The sequence below is a fragment of the Frankia sp. CpI1-P genome (assembly GCF_001421075.1).
Lineage (GTDB): Bacteria > Actinomycetota > Actinomycetes > Frankiales > Frankiaceae > Frankia > Frankia torreyi.
In genome coordinates this window covers 16,546-40,376 of record NZ_LJJX01000049.1, presented here as the reverse complement: position 1 = coordinate 40,376, position 23,831 = coordinate 16,546, and the positions used below count along the sequence as shown (strand labels likewise).

16 protein-coding genes and 18 pseudogenes are annotated in these 23,831 nt (G+C 73.6%); 14 read left to right on the top strand and 20 right to left on the bottom strand.

All coding sequences use genetic code 11. From position 1 onward, the window contains the following. Positions 1 to 14: 14 nt before the first annotated feature. The coding region (locus FF86_RS57160) for a hypothetical protein (protein WP_242419494.1) at positions 15 to 263 on the top strand (249 nt) is incomplete at its 5' end. Between the two features lie 46 nt (positions 264 to 309). Here the strand turns inward: FF86_RS57160 and FF86_RS68200 are convergent. The 15 genes and pseudogenes from FF86_RS68200 to FF86_RS57110 all read right to left on the bottom strand — a co-directional run. Further along, a complete protein-coding gene (locus FF86_RS68200) occupies positions 310 to 1,284 on the bottom strand; it encodes a phosphotransferase (protein ID WP_082122188.1) in 975 nt (324 codons plus the stop codon). Between the two features lie 87 nt (positions 1,285 to 1,371). Next, positions 1,372 to 2,704: pseudogene (locus FF86_RS24710) on the bottom strand (LLM class flavin-dependent oxidoreductase); the annotation flags it as partial. Positions 2,705 to 2,729: 25 nt separating this feature from the next. Beyond that, positions 2,730 to 3,338 (bottom strand): annotated as a pseudogene (locus FF86_RS57155) (FMN-dependent monooxygenase); the annotation flags it as partial. A gap of 1 nt (position 3,339) precedes the next feature. Then, positions 3,340 to 3,683 (bottom strand): annotated as a pseudogene (locus FF86_RS57150) (LLM class flavin-dependent oxidoreductase); the annotation flags it as partial. Position 3,684: 1 nt separating this feature from the next. After that, a partial coding sequence (locus FF86_RS57145) for an LLM class flavin-dependent oxidoreductase (protein ID WP_242419492.1) occupies positions 3,685 to 4,130 on the bottom strand: 446 nt, incomplete at its 3' end. Then, positions 4,127 to 5,305: an LLM class flavin-dependent oxidoreductase gene (locus FF86_RS24700; RefSeq protein WP_242419491.1), complete on the bottom strand. Its 1,179-nt coding sequence runs from the start codon at positions 5,303 to 5,305 to the stop codon at positions 4,127 to 4,129. The genes FF86_RS57145 and FF86_RS24700, both read right to left, overlap by 4 nt. Before the next feature lie 95 nt (positions 5,306 to 5,400). Further along, the gene (locus FF86_RS24695) at positions 5,401 to 6,231 is read right to left on the bottom strand and encodes an ABC transporter ATP-binding protein (protein WP_242419490.1); all 831 of its coding nucleotides are present in this window, start codon (positions 6,229 to 6,231) and stop codon (positions 5,401 to 5,403) included. After that, positions 6,228 to 6,623 (bottom strand): annotated as a pseudogene (locus tag FF86_RS57140) (ATP-binding cassette domain-containing protein); the annotation flags it as partial. The gene FF86_RS24695 and the pseudogene FF86_RS57140, both read right to left, overlap by 4 nt. A 1-nt stretch (position 6,624) precedes the next feature. Beyond that, positions 6,625 to 7,055, bottom strand: a 431-nt coding sequence (locus FF86_RS57135) for an ATP-binding cassette domain-containing protein (protein WP_242419488.1), incomplete at its 3' end; no start/stop codon positions are given. Then, positions 7,052 to 8,062: an ABC transporter permease gene (locus FF86_RS24685; protein WP_063870494.1), complete on the bottom strand. Its 1,011-nt coding sequence runs from the start codon at positions 8,060 to 8,062 to the stop codon at positions 7,052 to 7,054. The genes FF86_RS57135 and FF86_RS24685, both read right to left, overlap by 4 nt. Continuing rightward, a pseudogene (locus tag FF86_RS57130) lies at positions 8,059 to 8,793 on the bottom strand (ABC transporter permease); the annotation flags it as partial. The pseudogene FF86_RS57130 and the gene FF86_RS24685, both read right to left, overlap by 4 nt. Position 8,794: 1 nt before the next feature. After that, a pseudogene (locus tag FF86_RS68195) lies at positions 8,795 to 9,009 on the bottom strand (ABC transporter permease); the annotation flags it as partial. 109 nt (positions 9,010 to 9,118) lie between these two features. Continuing rightward, a pseudogene (locus FF86_RS57120) lies at positions 9,119 to 9,767 on the bottom strand (ABC transporter substrate-binding protein); the annotation flags it as partial. A 1-nt stretch (position 9,768) separates the two neighbouring features. Then, positions 9,769 to 10,183: pseudogene (locus tag FF86_RS57115) on the bottom strand (ABC transporter substrate-binding protein); the annotation flags it as partial. Between the two features lies 1 nt (position 10,184). After that, positions 10,185 to 10,657 (bottom strand): ABC transporter substrate-binding protein (locus FF86_RS57110; protein ID WP_242419487.1); only part of this gene is annotated, 473 nt, incomplete at its 3' end. A 708-nt stretch (positions 10,658 to 11,365) separates the two neighbouring features. On the opposite strand from FF86_RS57110, the pseudogene FF86_RS57105 reads away from it, so the two are divergent. The 7 genes and pseudogenes from FF86_RS57105 to mscL all read left to right on the top strand — a co-directional run. Beyond that, positions 11,366 to 11,582: pseudogene (locus FF86_RS57105) on the top strand (2-oxoglutarate and iron-dependent oxygenase domain-containing protein); the annotation flags it as partial. Between the two features lies 1 nt (position 11,583). Next, a partial coding sequence (locus tag FF86_RS32490) for an isopenicillin N synthase family oxygenase (RefSeq protein WP_242419485.1) occupies positions 11,584 to 12,628 on the top strand: 1,045 nt, incomplete at its 5' end. Positions 12,629 to 12,650: 22 nt separating this feature from the next. Beyond that, positions 12,651 to 12,998: pseudogene (locus FF86_RS57100) on the top strand (PLP-dependent transferase); the annotation flags it as partial. Position 12,999: 1 nt separating this feature from the next. Next, positions 13,000 to 13,063: pseudogene (locus FF86_RS57095) on the top strand (hypothetical protein); the annotation flags it as partial. A 1-nt stretch (position 13,064) separates the two neighbouring features. Next, the coding region (locus FF86_RS24665; RefSeq protein WP_242419483.1) for an O-acetylhomoserine aminocarboxypropyltransferase/cysteine synthase family protein at positions 13,065 to 13,949 on the top strand (885 nt) is incomplete at its 5' end. Positions 13,950 to 14,141: 192 nt separating this feature from the next. Next, a pseudogene (locus FF86_RS57090) lies at positions 14,142 to 14,225 on the top strand (large conductance mechanosensitive channel protein MscL); the annotation flags it as partial. A gap of 1 nt (position 14,226) precedes the next feature. Next, a partial coding sequence (mscL, locus tag FF86_RS24660) for a large conductance mechanosensitive channel protein MscL (protein ID WP_242419482.1) occupies positions 14,227 to 14,654 on the top strand: 428 nt, incomplete at its 5' end. 118 nt (positions 14,655 to 14,772) lie between these two features. Here mscL and FF86_RS57085 read toward each other — a convergent pair. The 3 genes and pseudogenes from FF86_RS57085 to FF86_RS57075 all read right to left on the bottom strand — a co-directional run. Then, positions 14,773 to 15,212: pseudogene (locus FF86_RS57085) on the bottom strand (SAM-dependent methyltransferase); the annotation flags it as partial. 1 nt (position 15,213) lies between these two features. Next, positions 15,214 to 15,395 (bottom strand): annotated as a pseudogene (locus tag FF86_RS57080) (SAM-dependent methyltransferase); the annotation flags it as partial. Position 15,396: 1 nt separating this feature from the next. Continuing rightward, positions 15,397 to 15,609: SAM-dependent methyltransferase (locus FF86_RS57075; RefSeq protein WP_242419499.1), on the bottom strand; the 213-nt coding region annotated here is incomplete at its 3' end. A gap of 979 nt (positions 15,610 to 16,588) precedes the next feature. Between FF86_RS57075 and FF86_RS24650 the strand changes: the two are divergent. The 6 genes and pseudogenes from FF86_RS24650 to FF86_RS24625 all read left to right on the top strand — a co-directional run. Further along, a pseudogene (locus FF86_RS24650) lies at positions 16,589 to 17,763 on the top strand (LLM class flavin-dependent oxidoreductase); the annotation flags it as partial. Between the two features lie 277 nt (positions 17,764 to 18,040). Continuing rightward, positions 18,041 to 18,982 carry an NADP-dependent oxidoreductase gene (locus FF86_RS24645; RefSeq protein ID WP_044887456.1) on the top strand — a complete coding sequence of 314 codons (942 nt, stop codon included), beginning with the start codon at positions 18,041 to 18,043 and terminating at the stop codon, positions 18,980 to 18,982. Further along, positions 18,979 to 19,743 (top strand): GNAT family N-acetyltransferase, encoded by a 765-nt coding sequence (locus FF86_RS24640; RefSeq protein ID WP_055406142.1) that lies wholly within the window; start codon positions 18,979 to 18,981, stop codon positions 19,741 to 19,743. Before FF86_RS24645 ends, FF86_RS24640 begins: the two co-directional genes overlap by 4 nt. Continuing rightward, positions 19,740 to 20,868 (top strand): annotated as a pseudogene (locus FF86_RS24635) (M20/M25/M40 family metallo-hydrolase); the annotation flags it as partial. The gene FF86_RS24640 and the pseudogene FF86_RS24635, both read left to right, overlap by 4 nt. Position 20,869: 1 nt before the next feature. Next, positions 20,870 to 21,101 (top strand): annotated as a pseudogene (locus FF86_RS57070) (hypothetical protein); the annotation flags it as partial. Positions 21,102 to 21,461: 360 nt separating this feature from the next. After that, the gene (locus FF86_RS24625) at positions 21,462 to 21,935 is read left to right on the top strand and encodes a pyridoxamine 5'-phosphate oxidase family protein (protein ID WP_044887460.1); all 474 of its coding nucleotides are present in this window, start codon (positions 21,462 to 21,464) and stop codon (positions 21,933 to 21,935) included. A gap of 114 nt (positions 21,936 to 22,049) precedes the next feature. Here FF86_RS24625 and FF86_RS57065 read toward each other — a convergent pair. Then, positions 22,050 to 22,469 (bottom strand): annotated as a pseudogene (locus FF86_RS57065) (PP2C family protein-serine/threonine phosphatase); the annotation flags it as partial. Positions 22,470 to 22,475: 6 nt separating this feature from the next. Beyond that, on the bottom strand, positions 22,476 to 23,735 hold a 1,260-nt coding region (locus FF86_RS24620; protein WP_242419480.1), incomplete at its 3' end, for a PAS domain-containing protein. Positions 23,736 to 23,831 lie beyond the last annotated feature (96 nt).

Sequence of the window (23,831 nt, the reverse complement as noted above, 5' to 3'; positions counted from 1 at the left end):
TTGTCGGGCTTGGNCAAGAGGGTGGCCTCCTGTCTCCGGTGCGCATGGACGCACTTGTCGCCGGCTACCGGGAGATCAGAGCACTCGACGAGGCGGACCTCATTTTTCTCCCAATAGAAGTTATCAACGCGGCCGTAATCATCGCCTACCACCGCTACGTTCGCCACAACATTCGATTCCCGGATCCGAGCAAGAGCGAAAGCTACCTCGAGATGATCAAATTCGTGGGCTCAGTAGAAGAAGGCCTGCCGGCGTCAGCATAGTTGAGGATCCCGCTTCAGACGGCCCTCGATTGTGAGTCCAACCGCGTCAGAAGACAGCACTCCAACGCGCGATGAGCGAGTCGACGAATGTCGGTATTTCGCGATAATACCCTTGCTTTCCGCTGGCACGGTCCGCGATCTCATGTTTGAGGTATCGGTGATATGCAGTGAAGACAGCGGCATAGATGATGGATTCAAGAAGACGATCAGGCGATAGCCGGACGACACGCTTCGACTGATAGCCCTCAAGAAGGAGTCGGGCTCGATTCGCATCGAATATCGCACCGACTCCAGTCAGACCAAGAACCGCCATACCTAGATCAAGAACATGATAGTCATTTGCACCGTTTTCCCAATCCAGGATCACGACATCGCGCCGAGGAGTGACAATCATGTTGTCCGCAAACAGGTCGCCGTGAGTCAGACCTCGCGGCAAGCTATCGTCCTCAGTGACGTAGCAAACCTTGTCGTGCCACTCAAGTAGCCAGGACGAGAAGGTCGAATCGCTAAACGAATCGATGTGCTGGAGATCGGACTCTCCAAGCCTCACGACCGGATCCGGAAGAAAGTCCGTGCTCGAGTGTGCGTGAACGCTGGCCAGTGCCCTTCCGGCCACAGGAAGGAATTCCGATGGAAGTACATCATGGCAGTGGCCAGATATATGATCCGACACGATGACGGGCTTTCCACGGTGCACCGAAACATGGCCGCCGTCACGCCTTCTCCAAATACGTGGCATCGGAATACCGCTCGCATGGAGGCGGGCAAGTAGCCCGGCATATGCCTCAGCCGAGGAGAGATCTCTGTTCTCCAGGACCGTCAGGACACCATCCTGGAGCCTGCCGCGTGTCCTGACACGATAATTTGTGTTCTCCACTCCTGCCGACAGGTGGGCGTGCGATATGGGCTCGCAGTCGTATGGTTTCAGTATTTTTGAGAGATCGTCGAGAGTGAGTGGGGTGTAGAGCGGCACGACGCACCTCCTTGCAATCCTCGCTATCTTAATCGGTCCCGGGGCCATGCTCGTTCGCTGCCATGGGGCGAATGTGCTGGCAGCAGACCCGGACTGGATCNGCGAGCACGGGCCGGCCGGGAGGCGTTGATGGGGTCAGGTCGGCGCGCCGGAGCGGGAGGCGTAGCGGCTGGGTGGGCGCGGGAGGCCGAGGTGTTCGCGCAGCGTGCGGCCGGTGTAGGCGGTGCGGAACAGGCCGCGGCGGCGCAGCTCGGGGATGACCAGGTCCACGAAGTCGTTCAACGCGTCCGGCAGATACGGGAAGATCACGTTGAAGCCGTCGGCGGCGCGCTGCTCGAACCACTCCTGGATGTGGTCGGCCACGGTCGTCGGCGTGCCGACGAGGGTCCGGTCGTCCCGGGCGATCTGGTCCGCGAGCTGGCGGATGGTCAGGTTGTCCGCCCGAGCCTGGTCGAGAATCTGCCGCTGGCCGCTGAGACTCTGGTTGGACGGCGGCAGCTCGGGCAGCGGTCCGTCCAGGGGAAAACGGGTGAGGTCGAACCCGCCGAGCCGGTAGGTGAGGTCGGCGAGCGCCACCCGCGGGTCGAGCAACGAGCGCAACGCGGCGATCTTGTCTTCCGCCTCGGCCTGGGTCCGCCCCACGATCGTGGACAGCGCGGGCAGCACGATCACGTGGTCGGGGTCGCGTCCGGCGGTCGCAGCCCGCGCCTTGATGTCGGCGTAGTACGCCTGCGCCGCCGGCAGGGTCGGATGCGCGGTGAAGATCACCTCGCCGACCCGGGCCGCGAGGTCACGGCCCGTCTCGGACGCGCCGGCCTGGACGACGACCGGGCGGCCCTGCGGCGGCCGCGCGATGTTCAGCGGCCCGCTGACCCGGAAGTGCGTCCCGGCGTGGTTGAGCCAGTGGACCTTGTCGGCGTCGAAGTAGACCCCGCTGGCCTGGTCGTGGCGGAAGGCGTCGTCGTCGAAGCTGTCCCACAGCCCGGTCACCACGTCGTGGAACTCGGCGGCCCGCGCGTAGCGCAGCTCGTGCTCGACGTGGCTGTCCAGCCCGAAGTTGCGCGCCTCCGCGTCGTTGAGGGAGGTGACGAGATTCCAGCCGGCCCGCCCACCGGACAGGTGGTCCAGCGAGGCGAAGATCCGGGCCAGGTGGTAAGGCTCGTTGTAGGTCGTCGACGCCGTCGCGACGAGCCCGATGCGGGTGGTCGCGGTGGCGAGCGCGGCGAGCAGGGTCGTCGGCTCGAAGGAGTCGTTGACGACCGAGACGCGGGAGAGCACCTCCTGGCTGGTCAGGGGCACGCCGACCAGGTCAGCGAGGAAGATCGCATCAAACGTCCCCCGCTCGGCGGTGCGGGCCAGCTCGATCACGTGCCGGATGTTCACCCCGGCGTCGGCGACGGCGTGGGGGTGCCGCCAGGCGGCGAGGAACTCCCCCGGCGGCTTGAGGAAGGCGTTGAGATGGACCTGANCGCCGCGGCGAGGCTGCGTGGACGTCATCGGGATCCTGCCCTGCTCGGTTCGTCCGCGAGAGGCTCGCTCGGGTGGGTGAGGTCGTCCCGCCGCGCGATGGCGACCGGGCGCGGCAGGCCGAGATGCCCGCGCAACGTGGTCTCGGTGTAGGACTCGCGGAACAGTCCGCGGCGGCGCAGTTCCGGCACGACCTGGTCGACGAAGTCCTCGGCGGCGCCGGGCAGGTAGGGGAAGCCGACGTTGAAGCCGTCCGCCCCACGCCCGGTGAACCATTCCTCGACGTGGTCGGCGATCGTCTCCGGCGTGCCGGTGATCATGCCGCCGCCGGAGGATCGCCGGGCGAGCCCGCGGATCGTCAGGTTCTCGCGGCGGGCGAGGTCGAGCATCTGTTCGGAGCGGCTGCGGCTGCGGTTCGTCTCACCGACCTCGGGCAACGGTCCGTCCAGCGGATAGCCCGAGAGGTCGACGTCGCCGACGGTGTCCTGGACGAGGCGACGGGCGACGTCGTCGTGGATGAGCTCCAGCAGCTCGTCGCGCCGCGCGCGGGCGGCGGCCTCGGTGTCGCCGACGATCGGCGCGAGGATCGGCCAGACCAGCAGATGGTCCGGGTTGCGCCCGTGCGCCGCGGCCCGNGCCTTCACGTCGGCGTAGAACCGCTGGGCACCGGCCAGGGTGCCCTGCCCGGTGAACACCACCTCGCCGTAGCGGGCGGCGAAGTCCTTGCCCGCCTCCGACGAACCGGCCTGGAAGATGACCGGGTGGCCCTGCGGGGGCCGGGAGATGCTCAGCGGCCCGCGCACGGCGAAGTGTTCGCCGCGGTGGTGCGGGGTGCGCAGGCCGGTGGGGTCGTAGTAGCGACCCGCGGCGATGTCACGCCGCACGGCGCCGTCGTCGAAGCTGTCCCACAGCTCGCGGACGACCTCGACGAACTCCTCGGCACGCCGGTAGCGCAGCCCGTGTTCGAGGTGGGCGTCACGNCCGAAGTTCGCGGCCTCCTGCGGCAGCACCGAGGTCACCGCGTTCCAGCCGGCGCGCCCGGCGCTGAGATGGTCGAGCGAGGCGAACTTGCGGGCGACGTGGAACGGCTCGTTGTAGGTCGTGCTGGCCGTGCCGACCAAGCCGATCCGCTCGGTCACCGTCGACAGCGCGGCCAGCAGGGTCAGGGGCTCGAACCGGACCGACCGGGCGGTGCGGTGCAGCGCGTCCAGGTCCGTCCCCGAGATCGCGACGACGTCGGCGATGAACAGCGCGTCGAAGGTGCCGCGTTCCAGCGTCTGGGCGACCCGGATGTGATGGGCGAGGTCGAGTTCGCCGTCGGGCGGGGACAGCGGATGGCGCCAGCCGGCGATGTGACCGCCGGCGCCCTGCAGCACGGCGCCGAGCGTCAGCATCCGCCGCGGACGCCCGTCGGGGGTGGTGGTCATCGGTTCCTCTCCAGTGCGGCGCGAGCCTCAAGTTCGGCGGGAGTCCCCAGGCCGGCGGGAGTCCCCAGGCCGGCGGGAGTCGGCGGGTCGGCGGCAGTCGGCGGGTCGGCGGCAGTCGGCGGGTCGGCGGCAGTCGGCGGGTCGGGCACGGGTCCGGCGGCGGGCCGCCAGCCCAGCGCCGGGGCGATCTCGGTGGCGATGAGCTCCATGCGGCGCAGGGTCGCGTCGAGGTCGGCCGCCGCGCCGGTCTCGCCCTGCACCGCGGCGATGAAGTACGACACGGCGGCGGGGCCGACCGGGTTGGTCGCGAGGCTGTGGATCACCACGCCGACCGGGCCGTGGTGGACGTTCATCGCGTCGAGCGCGGCGCCGTCGTCGAGGTCGGCGGGGAACCCGAAGTTCCCCAGCCAGGGGCGGAACCGGGCGATGTCGGGAGCCAGGTCCACCCGGGCGGCCAGCCGGTCCGGCCCCGGGAACACCCCGTGCGAGACGGCGAGGCGCGCGCCCGCGGGCGCCCGGCCGGCGGCGTGGTGGGCGGCGAGGTAGACGTCGGCAAGAGGTCGCTGCGCGGAGCCCGCCGGGCCGATGCCGAGCAGCAGCCCGTCGCCGGCCCGCGCCGCCGCCCGCGCCCCGTCGACGCTCGTCGTCGAGTCCCAGAAGCGGCTGGTGAGGGTCGGCGCCGGCGGGTGCAGCCGCAGCCCGTCGGTCCCCGCGATCGACTCGCCGGCGAGCAGCTCCCGCAGCCGGCCGCGCGCCTCGTCGAACAGCTCCCGGCGGCGGGCGACGTCCCGGTCGAAGGCGCCGAAGGCGGGCGCGCTCGGCCCACCGGTGCCGAGCCCGAGCTGCAGGCGACCGCCGCTGAGCGCGTCGAGGACGGCGGCGTCCTCGGCGAGGCGGATGGGGTCCTCCAGCGGCAGGACCACGACGGCGGTGCCCAGGTCGATGCGCCGGGTCGCCTGGGCGGCCGCGGCAAGCAGCAGCAGCGGCGACGGCAGCCGGCCGTAGTCGGGGGAGAAGTGGTGCTGGGCGAGCCAGCCGCCGTCGAACCCCAGCTCCTCCCCGGCGACGAACAGTTCCACCAGGTCGCGGTAGACGGCGCCGGCCGGCCGTCCGCGGCCATGCACATGGGTGAGGAAGCCCAGCCTGAACGGGCCGGGGCCGCCGGGTGCGGGCATCGCGTCCTCCCTGGTCGTACCTCATCGGACTGCGGCGAACCTCGGCGGGTTCGGCTCCCGTCTCGTCGACGGTCGGGTCCACCAGCATGCGCCGGTCAGGGCGGCGGCAGTCGTGGCACGGCCGCGAGCAACGCCCTCGCGTACGGATGGGCCGGCCGGGACAGCACGTCGGCGGTCGCACCCTGCTCGACCAGCGTGCCGCCGCGCATGACGGCGATCTGGTCGCAGAGCCGGGCGACCACGCCGAGATCGTGGGAGACGAGCACGAGGCCGAGGCGGTGCCGTTCGGCGAGCTGGCCGAGCAGGTCGAGGATCTGGGCACGGACGGAGACGTCCAGGGCGCTGACCGGCTCGTCGCCGACGAGCACCCGCGGCCGGGGCGCCAGCGCCCGGGCGATGGCGATGCGCTGGCGCTGACCGCCGGAGAACTCGTGCGGGTAGCGCCCGCGGACGTCGGGATCGAGGTCGACGGCCCGCAGCACCTCGTCGACCCGCTCGTCGTGGTCGCCGGGAACGCCGAGGCAGGCCAGCGGTTCCGCGACGGCCGCGCCGACGGTCATCCGCGGGTCGAGCGAGGCGGCCGGATCCTGGAACACGACCTGGACCTCGCGGCGGAACCAGCGCAGCGCGCGGGGACGCCCGGCGACGACCGGCCGGCCCCGGTAGCGGACGGTGCCGGCGTCGGGGCGGTCCAGTCCCAGGAGCAGGCGGACGAGGGTCGACTTGCCCGACCCGGACTCGCCGACGATGCCGAGCGCCGCCCCGTCGGCGAGACGCAGGGTCACGTCGCGCACGGCGTGGCGGACGCCGGGCGGGCCGAACGGCGAGGTCCGCGCCAGGCGGTAGCTCCGCACGAGCCCCGTGGCCTCGAACAACGGCTCGGCGCCGGTCGCGCCGCCGTCGGCTTGCTCCCTCACCGCGGTCACGGGCTCGTCCTCGCCGCCGCGGATCCGGCGGCGGGGAGATTCCACTGGGTCAGCCGCGCCGCCGCCAGCAGCGCGCGGGTGTGCGGGTCCGCGGGGGCCCGCAGCACGTCGTCGGTCGCGCCGGTCTCCACGACCCGGCCACGGCGCAGCACGGCGAGTCGGCGGGTGACGGCTGCGACCACCGCGAGGTCGTGCGTGATGAACAGCAGGGCGGTGCCGGCCTCGGCGACGAGCCGGCCGAGCAGGGCAAGGATCTCGGCCTGGACGGTGACATCGAGCGCCGTCGTCGGCTCGTCCGCGAGGAGCAGCGCCGGCCGGCACGCCAGCGCCGCGGCGATGCAGACCCGCTGGCGCTGACCGCCGGAGAGCTCGTGCGGATAGGACCGGACGAGNCGCTGCGGGTCCGGCAGCCCGACCGCCGTGGCGAGTTCCACCGCGGCCCGCGCCGCCGCCTGGCGGGAGTACCCGCGGTGCAGCCGCAGCGGTTCGGAGATCTGGCGGCCGACCCGCATCAGCGGGTTCAACGCGGTCGACGGCTCCTGGAAGATCATCGCGAGGTCGCGGCCGCGCAGCCGGGACAGTTCCCGGTCCGAGCCGCCGAGCAGCTCGCGGCCCTGCAGGCGGACGCTGCCGGTGACGCGCGCCCCCGCCGGCAGCAGGCCGAGCACGGCGAGCGCGGTCAGCGACTTGCCCGACCCGGACTCGCCGATGAGCCCCAGCCGTTCGCCCGCGGCCAGGGCGAAGCTGACGCCGTCCACCACGTCGACGCCGCCGAGACGCACCCGCAGGTCGGTCACCTCCAGCACCGCCGCGTCGGTCGTCATGCCCGGCCCTCCCCACGGACCCACCGCAGTCGCGTTCGCGGGGCGGAACCGGCCGTGGGCGCCACCGCGGCCATGGGCGCCGGGGCTGGCGGCGCCGGGGTCGTGGACGCCGGGGTCGTGGCGGCGGCCGCTGTGCGCGGGGCGCCGTCGGAGCCCCCGGCCGGGCGCTCGCGCAGCCGCGGGTCGCCGGCCTCGCGCAGGCCGTCCCCGAGCAGGTTGAAGCCGAGGACCGTCAGCACGACCGCGAGGCCGGGCCACAGCAGCGTCAGCGGGCGCAGGGTGAGGTACGGCTGGAGCTCGGAGAGCATCCGTCCCCAGGACGGGGTGGGCGGCGGGGTACCGAAACCCAGGTAGGACAGTGCCGCCTCGGTCAGCACGGACAGGCCGAGGATGAGCGAGAGCTGGACCCACACCGTCGGTGCGATGTTCGGCAGCACGTGCCGGCGCACGATCCGACCGGTGCCGGCGCCGGCGGCCCGCGCGGCGAGCACGTAGTCGGCGCCCAGCACCCGGCGGACCTCGCCACGGGTGACCCGGCCCAGCCCGATGCCCGCCCCGACGCCGATGGCGACGATCGCGGTCCAGCGCGAGCCGCCGTACACGGCCGCGAGCACCATGGCGAGCAGCAGCACCGGGAACGCCAGCAGCACGTCGACGAGGTGCGCGACCCCCTCGGCGACCAGGCGCGGCGGCAGGGTCGCCAGCAGCGCGAGCCCCACCCCGACGGCTGCGGCGATCGCCGTGGCCGCCACGGCGACGACCAGGGTGGTGCGCGCGCCGACGAGGACCTGGCTGAACAGGTCCCGGCCGAGCCGGTCGGCGCCGAACCAGTGCGCGGTCCCGACCGGCGCCCAGGACGCCGCCGGGTCCACCCGGGACGGGTCGTAGGGCGTCCAGACCAGCGACACGACGGCCGCGACGACGACGAGCCCGGACAGGACCGCGCCGAGGCGGCCGGACCGGCTGCCCCACACGCCGCGAACCAGCGCCCCCACCGAGCCGGTCACCGGGCGCCGCGCAGCCGCGGATCGAGCAGCCGGTGCGCGAGGTCGACGCCGAAGCCGACGACGAGCACGGCCGCGGTCACCAGCAGCACCGTGCCCTGGACCTTGACCAGGTCACGGTTGCCGATGTCGGCGACGAGCATCTCGCCGAGCCCGGGCAGCGCGAACACGTTCTCGACCACCACGGCGCCGAGCAGCAACGTCGCGAACTCCAGGCCGAGCATCGACACCACCGGCAGGGCCGCGTTGCGGATCCCGTGGCGACGCAGGGCCTGCCCGCGGGTCAGGCCCTTCGACCGGGCGGTCCGGATGAAGTCGGCGTGCAGCACCTCCAGGGTCGCTGAGCGGACGAAACGCAGCAGCACCGCGGCTTCCACCACCGCCAGGGTGACCGCCGGCAGCACGAGGGCGCGCACGGCCGCGACCGGATCGGCCCAGCCGTCCGCGGGGAACCCGCCGGCGGGCAGCAGCCGCCAGTCGACCGCGAACACCGTGACCAGCATCAGCCCGATCCAGAAGGCCGGAACCGCGAGGCCGAGCTGGCTCAGCGCCGACAGGGCGACCCCGGACGCCCGCCGGTGGCGCGCCGCGGCGAGGATGCCCAGCGGCACGGCGACCGCGAGCGCCAGCAGGGTGGCGCCCCCGACGAGCGGGGCGGTCACCCTCAGCTTCTCGGAGAGCTCCGCCGACACCGAGGCGCCACTGAGCGCCGAGACGCCGAAGTCCCCCGTCAGNACGCCGCCTATCCAGTGCAGGTACTGGGCGGGCAGCGACCGGTCGGCGCCGATCTCGTGGCGGATCCGCAGCACCTGGTCGGGCGAGGCGGACGTCCCGGCCAGCACGTCGGCGGCGTCGCCGGGCAACAGCCGCAGCAGCGCGAACACCAGCAGGCTGGCGACGAACAGGGAAACCACCAGCAGGCCCAGCCGCCGCAGGACGATCACCGCCATCGGACCGCCGCCCCGCTCCGGCCACTCCGGCTGCCCCAGCCACTCCGGCTGCCCCAGCCACTCCGGCAACCACGGCCACCCCAGCAACCACGGCCACCGACCGGGCGTGTCAAGACTTCGCCACCTCGATCTTCGACAGGTCGTAGGTCGCGGAGACGTTGTCGGTCGGGTAGCCGGTGACGCCGACCCGGGCGACCTGCCGCGCCTTGCCGAGCAGCAGCCAGTCGGCGATGGCGTCCTCGGAGTAGCGGCGGGCGAGGGCGCGCAGGGCCGTGTCGCGGTCGGCGTCGGAGGCGGCGGTGGCACCGGCCTTCGCGAGATCGCTGGCCTGCGGGGAGCGGTCGCCGAAGTAGTAGCCGGGCTTGACGTAGAAGGCGAGGTCGCGCGCCTCGGCGTGGTCGACGATGCTCAGGTCGTAGTCGTGCTTGGTGTAGACCCCGGTGAGCCACGCGGGGAACTCGACGCGGCGCAGGTCGACGGTGACGCCGATCTCGCGTAGCTGCGAGGCGACGTAGTCGCCGATGCTCTGCGGGTAGATGTTCGGGATGGTGAGGCCGAGGCGCAGCCCGCCGCCGTGCCCCGCCTGCGCGAGCAACCGGCGCGCGCTCGCCGGGTCGTACCGGTCGATGCTCGTGAGGTCCTCGTACCAGGGGTCCAACGGCGGCACGGGTGAGCCGATCCGGGTCCCGGCGCCGAGCACCTTGATCAACCCGTCCTTGTCGATGCCCTGGCGGATCGCGTGCCGGACCCGGGCGTCGNCCAGCGGCCCGCGGTCCTGGTTGAACGCCAGGGTGAACTTGTCGGTGGTCGTGCCCTCGGCGATGAGGAACTTCGGGTTGCCGCGGTAGGCCTCGACCAGATCGTTGTCGGAGATCACGCCGACGTCGACCTGGCCGGTGCGCACCGCGTTGTTCTGCGCGTTCGGGGCGGTGAGGTAGCGGAAGACCACCCGGGCGACCTTCGCCTTCGGCCCGCGGTAGGCGTCGTTGCGCACGAGGGTGATGCTGTCGCCGCGCCGCCAGGAGTCGAAGCGGAACGGCCCGGTGCCGTCCGGATGACCGTCGAGGCCGGTGGCGCCCTCGCGCACGACGACGCCGGCCGGTCCGGTCAGGTTGAACAGCAGTCCGCTGTCGCGCTCCTTCAGCGTCAGCACCACCGTGTGCGGGTCGGGGCTNGCGACCGCGGAGATGGAGGCCAGGTCGCTGGCGTGCGGGTTCGTCGAGTTCGGGGCGATCACCTTGGTCAGCGACGACACCACGTCCGCGGCGCGCACCGCGGCGCCGTCCTGGAAGGCGGCGTTGTCCGCGAGGGTGAACGTGTACGTGCGACCGTCCGGGGAAATCTTGTAGGACGTCGCGAGCGCCGGGCTCACCACCCCCTTCTGGTCCCGTTTCACCAGCCCCTCGTACACGTTGCCGAGCAGGATCTGGCCGGGCGCGACCCCGCTGGTCCGGGTGATGTCGAGGCTCGTCGGTTCGAGGACGGCGCCGATGGTGACGGTGGCGTCGGGATTGGCGCGCCCGCCGGTCGACGCCGACGCGCCGCTCGACGCCGATGCGCCGTCCGCGTCGCCCCCACCGTCCGACCCGCAGGCCGCCAGCGCCAGGCCGGTCACGGCGACGGCAGCGGCGAAAGTTCTGATTCTCATGAAGCGCCCTTTGCGAGGCAGCAATGATGCCGACGGACGCGCGGAAGTCAGCGCCCGGCGACCGGAAGGATGCAGGCGGCGGGCCGGAAACGGCCGCGCCGAGAATGCGCGGGGAACTCGCCTGCGGCACCTCGTCCGTCAGCGGTAAGTCCGTCGACGCGGCGGGCACGCGCACAGCGAGGTGGACGGNGTCGGGGCACCGAGCCGGTGGACGGCAGCCGGCCGACCCGGGCAGGCTCGCCGTCAGGCGTTGATCAACAACAGATCTGGTCGAAGTGGTGCGCGCGACGGGAACTCCAGAACGCGTCCAGAATCGCCAGCCGTGGCGGCTGCCCAGTTCCCACGGCCTGACTGTAACCAGAGGCGCGGCAATCGGTCCAGAGGCGCGCAGAACGCCCCGGAACGCCTGGGACGTGGTCGGCGCGGACGCCGCACGGACCGCGCCGCCGCCTGGCACAGTGGCAGGGTGGCTTCGCGCATTCGGCTCACCCGGCGTCGCCCGGTCGATCTCATGCTGGTGGCCAGCCGGCTCTGTCCCTGACTGCCCGCGCCGTCCCGAGACCGCCCGCGCCATCCTTCGACTGCCCGCGCCGTCCCCCGACGCCCGCGCCGTCCCCAGATGCCAGCGCCGTCCCCAGATGCCAGCGCCGTCCCAGACGCCCGCGCCGCTTTTCACCCCGACACCGACGCGCCGGAGGCGAACCCACCGTGACCAGCGCCCGTACCTTGCCCACTCTCGACATCGGCCCGTTCCTGGCCGGCACCGCCGATCGCGCGCGGTTTCTCGCCGACCTGCGCGTGGCCTGCCACGGACCCGGCTTCTTCTACCTGACCGGGCACGGGATCCCCGCCGCGCGGACCGCCGCCGTGCTCGACGTCAGCCGCCGTTTCTTCCACCTCGACGAGGCGGCGAAGCTGGAGATCGNGAACGTTCATTCGCCGCATTTTCGCGGCTACACCCGACTCGGCCACGAGATCACCCGCGGCAATCCCGACATTCGCGAGCAGATAGACATCTCCGACGAACGCCCGGCCCAGGTCCTCGGCCCCGACGACCCGGCGTACCTGCGGCTCGACGGCCCCAACCAGTGGCCGGCCCAGATCCCCGAGCTGCGCGCGAGCGTGCTGGCCTACATGAACGAGCTCGGCGGGCTGTCCCGGCTGCTGGTCCGGGCCTTCGCCGAGTCGCTGGGGCTGCCGGCCGACCATCTCGACCGGACCTTCGCCGACGAACCCCGCTCGCACCTGAAGCTGATCCGCTACCTGACCGCTCCCCCGGCCCACCCCGCCGGCTACGACCAGGGCGTCGGCTCCCACAAGGACGGCGGCTTCCTCACCTTCGTCCTCCAGGACGACGTCCGGGCGCTGCGCGAAGGAGGCGACGGCGGGAGCAACGGCGGCAGCGACAGCAGCGGCGGCGGTGGGAGCGCAGACGGCAGTACGGGTGACGAGCACCGGGACGGCGTTGCCGACCGGCCAGGGGACGCCGACCGACCGGGGGACGCGGTCGAGCCGGCCGCGGGGCTGCAGGTCGCCGACGGCTCCGGCGGCTGGATCGACGCGGTCCCGCGGCCCGGGACCTTCGTCGTCAACATCGGCGAGATGTTCGAGCTGGCGACCCGTGGCTACTACCGTGCCACCGTGCACCGGGTCGTCAGCCCACCGCCGGGCCACGAACGGCTGTCCGTGGCGTTCTTCTTCGGCCCGCGGCTGTCCGCCACCCTCGAACCCGTCCCCCTGCCCGAGGAGCTCCTGCGCGAGATCGGCGACGCTCCCCCACCCGACCCGCACAACCCGATCTTCGCGCAGCACGGCGTGAACACGCTGAAGAGCTGGCTGCGCAGCCATCCGGAGGTGGCCCGCCGCCACTACGCGGACGTCGAGCACCCGACCGCCGCTCAGTCCCCCGCCGCTCAGTCCCCCGTCGAGCAGCCCACCGCCACGCAGCCCACCGGTCCCGGCACCCACTGATCCACACGAGAGGAATCTCCGCGTGACTACCTCCCCGACCGGCTGGAGCTTCGAGACCCGGCAGATCCACGCCGGGGCGGCACCCGACGCGGCGACCGGCGCCCGCGCGGTGCCGATCTACCAGACCACGTCGTTCGTGTTCGACGACACCCGGCACGCGGCCGACCTGTTCTCCCTCGCCGAGGTCGGCTTCACCTACACCCGGGTCGTCAATCCCACCCAGGACGCCCTGGAGCAGCGGATCGCGGACCTGGAGGGCGGGGTCGCGGCGCTGGCGACCGCGAGCGGCCAGGCGGCGCAGACCCTGGCGGTGCTCAACCTGGCCGGCGCTGGCAGCCACCTGGTGTCGTCGACGTCGCTGTACGGGGGGNCGTACGCGCTGTTCAAGCACACGCTGGCCGAGCTCGGCATCACCACGACGTTCGTCGACGACCCNGACGACCTCGATGCCTGGCGGGCCGCGATCCGCCCGAACACCGTCGCGCTGTACGGCGAGACGATCGGCAACCCGCGGGGGAACGTCCTGGACATCGCCGGCGTCGCCGAGGTCGGGCACGCCGCCGGGGTGCCGCTGATCGTCGACAACACGCTCGCCTCGCCGTACCTGAACCGTCCCCTCGAACACGGCGCCGACATCGTGCTGCACTCGGCGACCAAGTTCATCGGCGGGCACGGGACGACGATCGGCGGGATCATCGTCGACGGCGGGCGGTTCGACTGGACGGCCGGGCGCCACCCCCGCTTCACCACCCCCGACCCCGCCTACCACGGCCTGGTCTTCCACGAGGCGTTCGCCGAGACCGCCTTCATCGTGCGGGCCCGCGCCCGGCTGCTGCGCGACCTGGGCCCGGCGCTGTCCCCCGTGAACGCGTTCCTGCTGCTGCAGGGGCTGGAGACGCTGTCGCTGCGGATGGAGCGCCACAGCGCCAACGCGGCCCGGGTGGCCGCCTGGCTCGCCGAGCGTCCCGAGGTCACCTGGGTGGCGTACCCGGGCCTGGCGGACAGCCGCTGGTACCCGGCGGCCCAGCGCTACCTGCCCCGCGGGGCCGGGGCGGTGCTGGCGTTCGGGATCCGCGGCGGCGCGGCGGCCGGGCGGGCCTTTATCGAGGGCCTGGAACTGCACAGCCATCTCGCCAACGTCGGCGACGTCCGCTCGCTGGCGATCCACCCGGCGTCCACGACGCACGCCCAGCTCACCCCCGACGAGCAGGTCGACAGCGGGGTGAGTGAGGAACTCGTCCGGCTGTCGGTGGGCATCGAGGGCGTCGAGGACATCCTCGCCGACCTGGACCGGGGCTTCCGCGCCGCCAAGGAACGCTGACCCGCCGGCTCCTCGGGGTTCCCCGGCGGTGGCACCGCCGGCCGACCAGCGGGATTGGATCCGCCTTCGCCGGGTGATAACGGACGCGGGTCGGGCGCCCTCCCGGGCCGCCGCCCGCCCACCGCGGGCGGCCCGCCCGACGGGTCCGTGCGGAGCTGGCGAGGAGATGGCGTGTTCGGCTTCAAGAAGATCATCGGTCGGAGTCGGGAAATGGTCGAGCCGTCCGTGCGGCTGATCCGGCCGGGTCTCGGGGGCTTCAAGCAGTTCCTCATGCGCNGGAACATCGTCGACCTGGCCGTCGCCGTGATCATCGGTACCGCGTTCACCGCGGTGGTCAAGGCGATGGTCGACGACCTGCTCACGCCGCTGATCGCCGCGGTGGGCGGCAAGCCGGACTTCGCCCGGCTGTCGTTCACGATCAACCACAGCGTGTTCCGCTACGGCCTGTTCCTCAACGCCGTGGTGGCCTTCCTGCTCGTTGCCTCGGTCGTCTACTTCGTGGTCGTCCTGCCACTGGCGAAGGCGAACGAACTGCGCAGGCGCGGCCATCCCGTGCCCGAGGCGGAGCCGGCGATCAGCGACGAGACGCGCCTGCTCACCGAGATCCGCGACCTGCTCGCCGGCGACGGCCGGCGCCTGCCCGACCAGCCGAGCGAGGCGGCGCAGGCGGGCGCGGTGATCGCCGCACAGGACACCGAGCCCTGACTCTTCAAGCCACCAAGAAGGACCCCTGCGGCAGCAGGGACGACTCAGGCCCGGGGTGGCCGCGCCCGGCGCAGCTCGGGAAGACCCCCGCGCGGGCGGGGACGACTCTGGGAGCGCGCTACCGCTTGCGGGCGATCAGGGCGTAGGCGCTGATGTCGGCGTCGGAGATGAGATCGGGGTCGCTGCCGGGCTCGGGGCGCCAGCGGTGCAGCACCTCGACGCCGGGCTCGACCAGCTCCCACCCGGCGGGCAGCAGGGCGGTGAGCTCGGCGCGGTCGCGGGTCTGGAACGGGATGCCGCGGCTGTTGTAGACCTCGACGACCCGCGCCGCGGCCTGCGGCGCGAGCTCGGCCGTGCCGTGGCTGACGACGAGGAAACTGCCGGCGGGCAGCCGCTCGCACAGCCGGGCGACGATGTCCGCGGGCCGGTCGGCGTCGGGGAAGAAGTGCAGGATCGCGATGAGCGACAGCGCGATCGGCCGCGCCGGGTCGAGGGTGGCGGCGAACTCCGGCACGGCGATCATCTCGTCGGGGCGGCGCAGGTCCGCGTCGACGTAGGNGGTCCGGCCCTGCGGCGTTCCGGTCAGCAGGGCCCGCGCGTGGACGAGCACGATCGGGTCGTTGTCGACGTAGACGATCCGCGCGTCCGGGGCGACCCGCTGGGCGATCTCGTGCAGGTTCGGCGAGGTCGGAATGCCCGTGCCCACGTCGACGAACTGCCGCACCCCGGCGTCGGCCGCCANGTACCGCACGGCCCGGTGCAGGAAGGCCCGGTTCTGGCTGGCGTAGGTGCGCAGGTGGGGAAAGACCGCCAGCGCCTGCTCGGCCGCCTCCCGGTCCGCCGCGTAGTTGTCCTTGCCGCCGAGGTAGTAGTCGTACATCCGGGCCGAGTGCGGGATGTCCTCCCGCAGGTCGACCGATCGCGCGCGTCCGCTCGTCCCCGCGTCTGCCTGCACGTCCGCCCCGCCTCTCTGCTCCCCGACACGTGGCTGCGGCGTCCACGCCCCGGCGCGCGTCGCCCGCACAACCGGATCTTTCCATCCCCGCGGGCGGCACGGTCCACCGGGCAGGAACATCACATCCGCGACGTCCGGCCGGGGTTCGGAACCACTCGTCTCGAGGCGACCACGGGCACCGCCGTCGCCACCCGGCTCGGCTCGGCNCGGTGACTGAACCCAGTNGGCCCACGCACCCCGTGGTCCGCCGGACTCCAGCGGGCCTATGGACATAGTCGACTTTCGCGATTAGCTTGACCCTGGTCAGGCCGCTGCGCCGGGCCCGGGGGACGCCTCGCCGGACTGCATGGTTCGCGGTCACGGCCGGCCGGTCGTCGGCGTGCCCGTGGCGGCTTGGCCACGTTCCCCAGCGGCCCGCGCACGAACCGGCTTCGTGGCCCGGGTCGAACGCAGGCCCGAGTCGAGGGAGTGGTGCGATGCCGCCGGCACCCGATCGGCGTCCCGCGAGCGCACGGTGGGGCCTGCCGCGCAGCCGGTCCGCCCGGTGGCGGNTCACCCGGNGGCTCGTGATCGATCTGCGCCGTTCGTCCAGCAGTCGCTGTCCCGCTCCCTGACCGGTCCGATCCCGCGGTCCGCCTGCGCCGCATCGCGGCCGCAGCCTCGGTCACGGTCCGCTCCGCCGCGCCGCACCGCCTCATCCGACCGCTCCGGACCGTCCCGCGGGTCCAGGCCGCCGGCCGGGGAGCCCCGCGACACGATCGGCCAGGGCCCGACAGCGCGGGACCCGCCGGATCGGCGGCCGCCGACTGGACCGCCCGGATCGCCAGGGCCGCACCGGTCTCCGGCCGGCATCCCACACCACCGCGCGGAACCCACCCGGACGGCTGTCGGGACGATGCCCACGGCTCGGGCGGGGGCCCACCGCGGGAGCGGCCCGGCGCCGGCACCAGCCCCACCCGCCTCGACCGAAAGGCCAGACATGGCAGACATCCCGTTGGCCGTCCTCGATCTCGTTCCGGTCAGCGCCGGTGACACCCCGAACGACGCGCTACGCAACACCGTCGACCTGGCCCGGCAGGCGGAGGAGTTCGGTTATCGGCGGTACTGGTTCGCCGAGCATCACCTCAACCCCGGCCTGCTCGGCGTGTCCCCCGCGGTGGCGATCGCGCTGGTGGCCGGGGCGACGTCGACGATCCGGCTCGGCTCGGCCGGCGTGCAGAGCGGGCATCGCACCCCGCTGTCCGTCGTCGAGGAGTTCGGGCTGATCGACGCGCTGCACCCCGGCCGCCTGGACCTCGGCATCGGCCGCTCACCGGGCCGGCCGGCACCGACGAACGGCGCGCCCCGCAACGGCTCGTCCCCGGCCGGCGCGGACGGCGGAACCGGAGACGGCGGACCCGGGGACGGCGCAGCAACACCCACCCCGGCCCCGGCCCTCGTCACGGCCGCGGCGGCCGCCTACCAGGCCAGCCTCGGCGGGGTCGACCACAGCACCGAGCAGCGGGCCGCCAACGGCCTGCTGATCCCCCGCCGGTTCGACTTCAGCCGGCTGCTCGGCTCCCCCCGGCTGGGGGTGACCCTGTCGCTGCTGCAGCAGCCGGGCGCCTACACCCCGGAGTACGCCGACCAGGTCGACGACGTCCTCGCCCTGCTGCGCGACACCTACCACACCGCGGACGGCCAGACGGCCAGCGCCTGGCCCGGGGCCGGCGCGGCGCTGGAGGTGTGGATCCTCGGGGCGTCCGGAGGGTCGAGCGCGTCCGTGGCGGGTTCGCGGGGGCTGCGCTTCGCGGCGTCCTACCATCACAGCCCCAGCACGGTGCTCGACGCGGTCGAGGCGTACCGGGCGGCGTTCGAGCCGTCGACGGATCTCGCCGCCCCGTACGTCTCGGTGTCCGCCGACGTCGTCGTCGGTGAGGACGACGCCAGCGCGGCCCGGCTGGCCGCCGGCTACGGGCTGTGGGTCCGCAGCATCCGCAGCGGCGCGGGCGCGATCCCGTTCCCCACTCCCGAGCAGGCCGCCGCGCACACGTGGAGCGACGACGATCGGGAGCTGGTCGCCGACCGGGTCGCCACCCAGCTCGTCGGCTCCCCGTCGACCGTCGCCGACCGGCTCGAACAGCTCGCGGCGGCGACCGGCGCGGACGAGCTGGCNGTCACCACGATCACCCACCGGCACGCCGACCGGGTGCGTTCCTACGAGCTGCTGGCCGCGGAGTGGGCCCGCCGCCACGGCTGAGGCGTCCCGGGGCGATCGGGGCCGAACCGGGCGGCGCGGTGACGGGTCCGGCGCCCCGGCTGACGATGCGGAAGGCCACGGCGCCGGCCGTTGTTGAAGCGAACCGTTGAAGCGGGATCGTTGGACAGGACCGTTGGCCAGGACTGTGCGGCGGTCCGTTGACGTCGACCAGTGACGAAGGGATGGACTGCGGTGCCGAAGGCATACGTCTATACCGCGAACGGCGGCCCCGAGGTGGAGACGTTCACCGATCTGCCGGCGCCCGAGCCCGGCCCGGGTCAGCTCGCGATCGCGGTGCGCGCGGTGGGCGTCAACCCCGCGGACTGGAAGCTGCGCGACGGCTACTCGATACCCGGCCTGCCCGACCCGGTGTTCCCCGTCGTGCTGGGGCTGGAGGCGGCCGGCGTGGTCACCGGCGTCGGCCCGCAGGTGGCGGGATTCGCGGTGGGCGACGAGGTCCTCGGGATCACGGTCGGCGGCGCCTACGCCGAGTACACCCTGCTCGCGGCCGCGCTGGCCACGCACAAGCCGGCCGCGGTGAGCTTCCGCGACGCGGCCGCCCTGCCGGTCGCGGCGGCGACCGCCTATGACGGCGTGCACCAGTTCGCGCTGCCGCCGGGCGCGACCCTGCTGATCACCGGCGTCGGCGGTGGGGTGGGCGTGGCCGCCGCGCAGATCGCCCGGCACGCCGGGCTCACCGTCGTCGGCACGGCGAGCGCCGGGAAGAAGGACCTCGTCGAGTCCCTCGGGGTCGCCTGGGTCGAGCCGGGCCCGGGCGTCGTCGACCGGGTCCGCACGGTCGCGCCGCAGGGCGTCGACGCGGTCTACGACCTCGTCGGCGGTGCGGCGCTCGAGGAGATCGCCGGGGTGCTCACCCCGCCGGCCTCCGCCGCCGACGCCCCGCCGCGCCTGGTCACGGCCGCGGACACGGCGACGGTCACCCGCCTCGGCGGGGTGGCCGTGCAGCGGGCCCGCAACGCGGACGTGCTCGACGCCGTCGCCGGCCTCGTCGCGGCCGGGGTGCTGGACCCCCAGGTCAGCGACGTCTACCCGCTGGACCGGGCGGACGCGGCCCTGCGGGCGGTGGAGACCGGTCACGCCCGCGGCAAGATCGTGATCGAGGTCGCCGGGTGACGACCCGGCATGTCCTGGACAACCCCGCCCGCTCGGCCCTGCTCGGCCCGCACGCGCACCTCGCCGAGCGGCGTGGGGAGGTGCTGCGCTATCCGGCGGACGTCTGCCCGTTCATCGCCCTGCCGGACGAGCCGGACGAGAACACCTGGCGGGACCTGGCGGCGTTGCTCGGTCCGGGCGCCCTGGTGCCGTTCACCGGCGTCGACGCGGCCGTGCCGCCTGGGTGGGAGGAGGTCGGCTTCGGCCCGGGGGTCCAGATGATCGACGCCGGGATCGATGCGGTCGACGACGACGACGCGGTACGCCTCGGTCCGGCGGACGTCGCGGAGATGCTCGACCTGGTGGCCCGCACGCGCCCGGGCCCGTTCCTGCCCCGCACCATCGCGCTGGGCACCTACCTCGGCATCCGCCGCGGCGGGGCGCTGGTCGCCATGGCCGGGGAGCGGCTGCACCCACCGGGCTGGACCGAGATCAGTGCCGTCTGCACCGATCCGGATCATCAGGGGACGGGGCTGGCGTCCCGGCTCGTGCGGGCGGTCGCCGCCGGGATCCGCGCCCGCGGTGAGATCCCCTTCCTGCACGCCGCCGCGACGAACACGAACGCGATCCGTCTCTACGAGACCCTCGGCTTCCGGCAGCGGCGCACCGTGACCTTCCGCGCCGCCCGGGTCCCGGGCGGCGTGCCCGTGCCTGTGCCCGCCCAGGCCGACGGGCCGCTCGCCGCGCGCCCGGGCGCCGGCGCGGACGAGCCGGCGGTATGAGCGGTGCCGACACATCGGCCGGTCAGCGGGTCGCCGCCGGCGAGGCGGTGGCGATGGCCAGCGACCTCATCGCCTTCGACACCAGCAACCACGGCGACCCGCATGCCCGGGGCACCGAGCGGCCCGCGGCCGAGTACGTGGCCGGCCGGCTGGCCGACGTCGGCTACGACGTCACCTACGTGGAGTCCGGCGCACCCGGGCGCGGCAACGTCGTCGCGCGGCTGACCGGCGCCGACCCGTCGCGGGGCGCCCTGCTCCTGCACGGTCACCTCGACGTCGTCCCGGCGGACGCGGCCGACTGGACGGTCCACCCGTTCTCCGGCGAGGTGCGCGACGGCTACGTGTGGGGGCGCGGCGCCGTCGACATGAAGGGCGCGGTGGCGATCATGTTGGCGGTGGCACGCCGCCTGCGCCGGGAGGGGGTCACCCCGCCGCGCGATCTGATCTTCGCGTTCGTCGCCGACGAGGAGGCCGGCGGCTGGTACGGGGCTCGCTGGCTGGTGGACAACCGTCCCGATCTGTTCGAGGGCGCCACCGAGGCGATCGGCGAGGTCGGCGGCTTCTCCGTCACCCTCGGCTCCACCACCCCCGGCTCCACCACCACCGGCGAGGACGTGCGCGCCTACCTGGTCCAGACGGCAGAGAAGGGCAGCATGTGGCTGCGGCTGGCGGCCCGCGGCCGCGGCGGGCACGGCTCGATGCTGCACGACGACAACGCGATCGCGGCTCTGGCAGCGGCCGTCGCCCGCCTCGACGCCCACCGCTTCCCGCTGGTGCTCACCGATCCGATCCGGGCGCTGCTCACCGGCATCGCGGACATCACCGGGGCCCCGTTCGACGAGGCCGATCCGCAGGCCGCCGTCGACCGCCTCGGCCCGCTGGCGCGCCTGGTCGGAGCGGCGCTGCGGGACACGGCGAACGTGACCCTGTTCGACGCCGGGTACCGGTCGAACGTCGTGCCCGCCACGGCCCGCGCCACCGTGGACGGCCGGTTTCTGCCCGGGCGGGAGGAGGCGTTCGGCCGCGAGCTGGTCGAGGTGCTCGGCCCGCGGGTGCTGGCCGAATGGGACACCCTGCCGCCGGTCGGGACGAGCTTCGACGGCGCCCTGGTGGCGGCGATCGAAGNGGCGATCGAAGCGGAGGACCCGGGCGCGCGCGTCCTGCCCTACCTGCTGGCCGCGGGGACGGACGCGAAGTCGTTTCAGCGGCTGGGGATCCGCCACCTCGGATTCACGCCGCTGCGCCTGCCGCCGGAGCTGGACTTCAGCGCCCTGTTCCACGGGGTCGACGAACGGGTCCCCGTCGCGGCCCTGGAGTTCGGCACCCGCGTGCTGGATCGGCTGCTGCGGACCTGCTGACCGCACCGCGCGACCACGGATCCGCCCCGGTCGACCGTGCGCATCCCCCGCCTGCCCGGGTAGGACTGGGATGTCGGCGCCGGGCACGGCGCTGACCACCGGGCGCTGGACCGACACCGGGCGCTGGACGGACACCGCGCACAGGACGGACACCGTGCACAGGACCGGCACCGCGCACGGCACCGGCACCGGCACCGCACCAACCGGACGGGCACGGCCGTGCCGGAGGGCCCGGCGGGCGGACGACGATCGGCCCTGATCTCCCGATGCGCACCGATCTACCGTCGAACCGGGCATCGCCGAAGCGGTCCGGGCGCCCCGTCGGTCCGGACGCCCACCAGCGGACGAGGGGAACACACGATGACATCGACGAGTGTGGGCGCGCCAGGTTTCACCGCCAGCGCCAGTGACAAGACCACCGTCACCCTCGACCATGCCGGGGGTGGTGTCCTGCCCGCGGCCACCTGCCTGTGGCTGCTCGCCGGCGAGCAGGTGGGCCGGGTCGCCTTCCGCGCGGACGGGGAGATCCTCGTCCTGCCGGTGAACTACGTGCTGGACGGGGACGCCATCGCGTTCCGCACGGCCACCGGTTCCAAGCTGGCCGCGGCGCTCGAGGAGGACGCCGTCGGATTCGAGGTCGACGGCCATGACCCGGTGGCCCGCGCGGGCTGGAGCGTTCTGATCAACGGCAGGGCGGTGGCGGTCACCGATCAGCAGACCCTGGCCAGGCTGGAGAAGACCGGGCTCGCCCCGTGGGCGGACCGCATCGAGCACCCGCACTGGGTGCGCATCCTGCCCGAGTCGATGACCGGCCGGGTCGTCGCCCACTCCTGACGCGCCCGCTCCCTGACGCGCCTGGCCCTGACGCGCCCGACCCAGGCGGGCCACTCCCTGTGACGGGCCAGCGCCGACCGGCTGGGCGAGCGGGTGTCAGTCCAGGCCGATGGNGAGCAGGCAGACGTCGTCGTCGCGCCCGGAGGGAGCGGTGATCTCGGCGAGGATCCCGTCGCACAGGTTCTCCAGCCCACCGCCGGGCCCGGGCCCACCGGCCGGGTCGGGGCCGGGTGCGGTCCCGGCGCTCGCGGCGGCGGCGAACGCGTCGAGGCCCAGCGACAGGGACGCCCCCCGCCGTTCCACCAGCCCGTCGCTGTAGAGCAGCAGCCGGCAGCCGGGCGGCAGCGGCAGCTCGCTCTGTCCGTACCGGTGGCCTGGCGCCGCGCCGAGAATCGGGCCGTGTACCTGTTCGAGGTAGCGCGTGGACGACCCGGCGATCAGCAGCGGCGGCGGGTGTCCCGCGCTGGACCAGGTCAACCGCCGCTCGCCCGGGGTGAGATGGGCGACGACGGCGGTGGCCAGCGTCTCGTCGCCNTCGCNGGCGAGGTTCGCGGCGAGCTGGGTGGTGATCTCCGCCGGGCTCCGGCCCTGCAGCGCGTACGCCCGGGTGGCCTGGTGAAGCTCCGCCATGATCGCGATCGCGCCGAGGCCGTGGCCGCCGACGTCCCCGACGACGACCATGAGCGCGCCGTCCGGCAACACGATGGCGTCGTACCAGTCGCCGCCGATGCCGACGTCCCGGCTCGCCGGCAGGTACCGGGCGCTGAGTCGCACTCCGGCCGGATCGGGCAGCCGCTGCGGCAGGATCGCCCGTTGCAGGACGGTGACCAGCGTCGTCTGGCGCTCGTACAGCCGGGCCCGCTCGAAGGCGTGGGCGCAGATCCCGGCGAGGGTCTGCAGGAACGCCTGATCGCTCGGGTCGAAGTCGCGGGGCACGTCCCAGACGAGCACGAGGACGCCGATGAGCCGACCGGAGACGACCAGCGGCAGGTGGGCACAGGCGTTCAGCCCGAGGACCCGCACCGTCTGGTCCCGGTCCGGGTAGTCGGCGAGGTACTCGGCCCGGCTGGGGTGGTAGCGGGGCCGCCGGTCGCGCACGACGTCGGCGGCGGCGGCCGGCCCGCGGATCGGAAGGGCCTGCCACATCGCGAGGACCGGCGAGGTCGCCGGGTGCACGATGCTGCGGTACGGCTCGCCGTCGTCGCCGTGCAGCATGACCGCCGCGAACACGATCCCGAGGTCGGCGGCGGCGGTCTGCACGACCACGTCGCCGAGCTCGTCGACGGTCAGGGCCTGCCCGATCGCGTGGGTGAGGTCGAGCAGGCGGGCGGCGCGCCAGAGTGTGGTGGACCCGGGGCCCGCGCCGTCGCGATCCGCCTGCACCGAGCTGACGTCGCCGACCAGCCCGACCATCCGCGCCGCGCCGTCCGTCTCGTCCCGCACCATGGCCCCACGGGCCTGGACCCAGCGGATCGAGCCGTCCGGACGCAGGATCCGATACTCCTCCAGGACGGCGCCGGCGGTGCGGGCGGCGTCCGACAGGGTCGTGCGCACGCCCGCCAGGTCCTCCGGGTGGACCATGGCGAGGGCGGCGTCGATGGTCCCGTCGAACTCGTCTGGGGCCAGACCGCACAGCGCGGCCGCCTGTTCGTCGCAGACGAGCTGACCGCTGGCCGGCTCCCAGCTCCACACCCCGATCTCGGCGCCGGCCAGGGTCAGCGACAGATCGGCGACTTCGGCCGTGGGACGTACCGCCGCCCGGCCGGCCGGGGCGGTGCGTCCGGCTCCGGCGCCGCCCACGCCTGCCGGTGACGGCCCCGCGGCCTGGTAAGACGGGCCCGTCGACCGGCTCCGTCCCGGCCCGCGGCCCCGCAGCGCACGGACCGCGCGACCTGC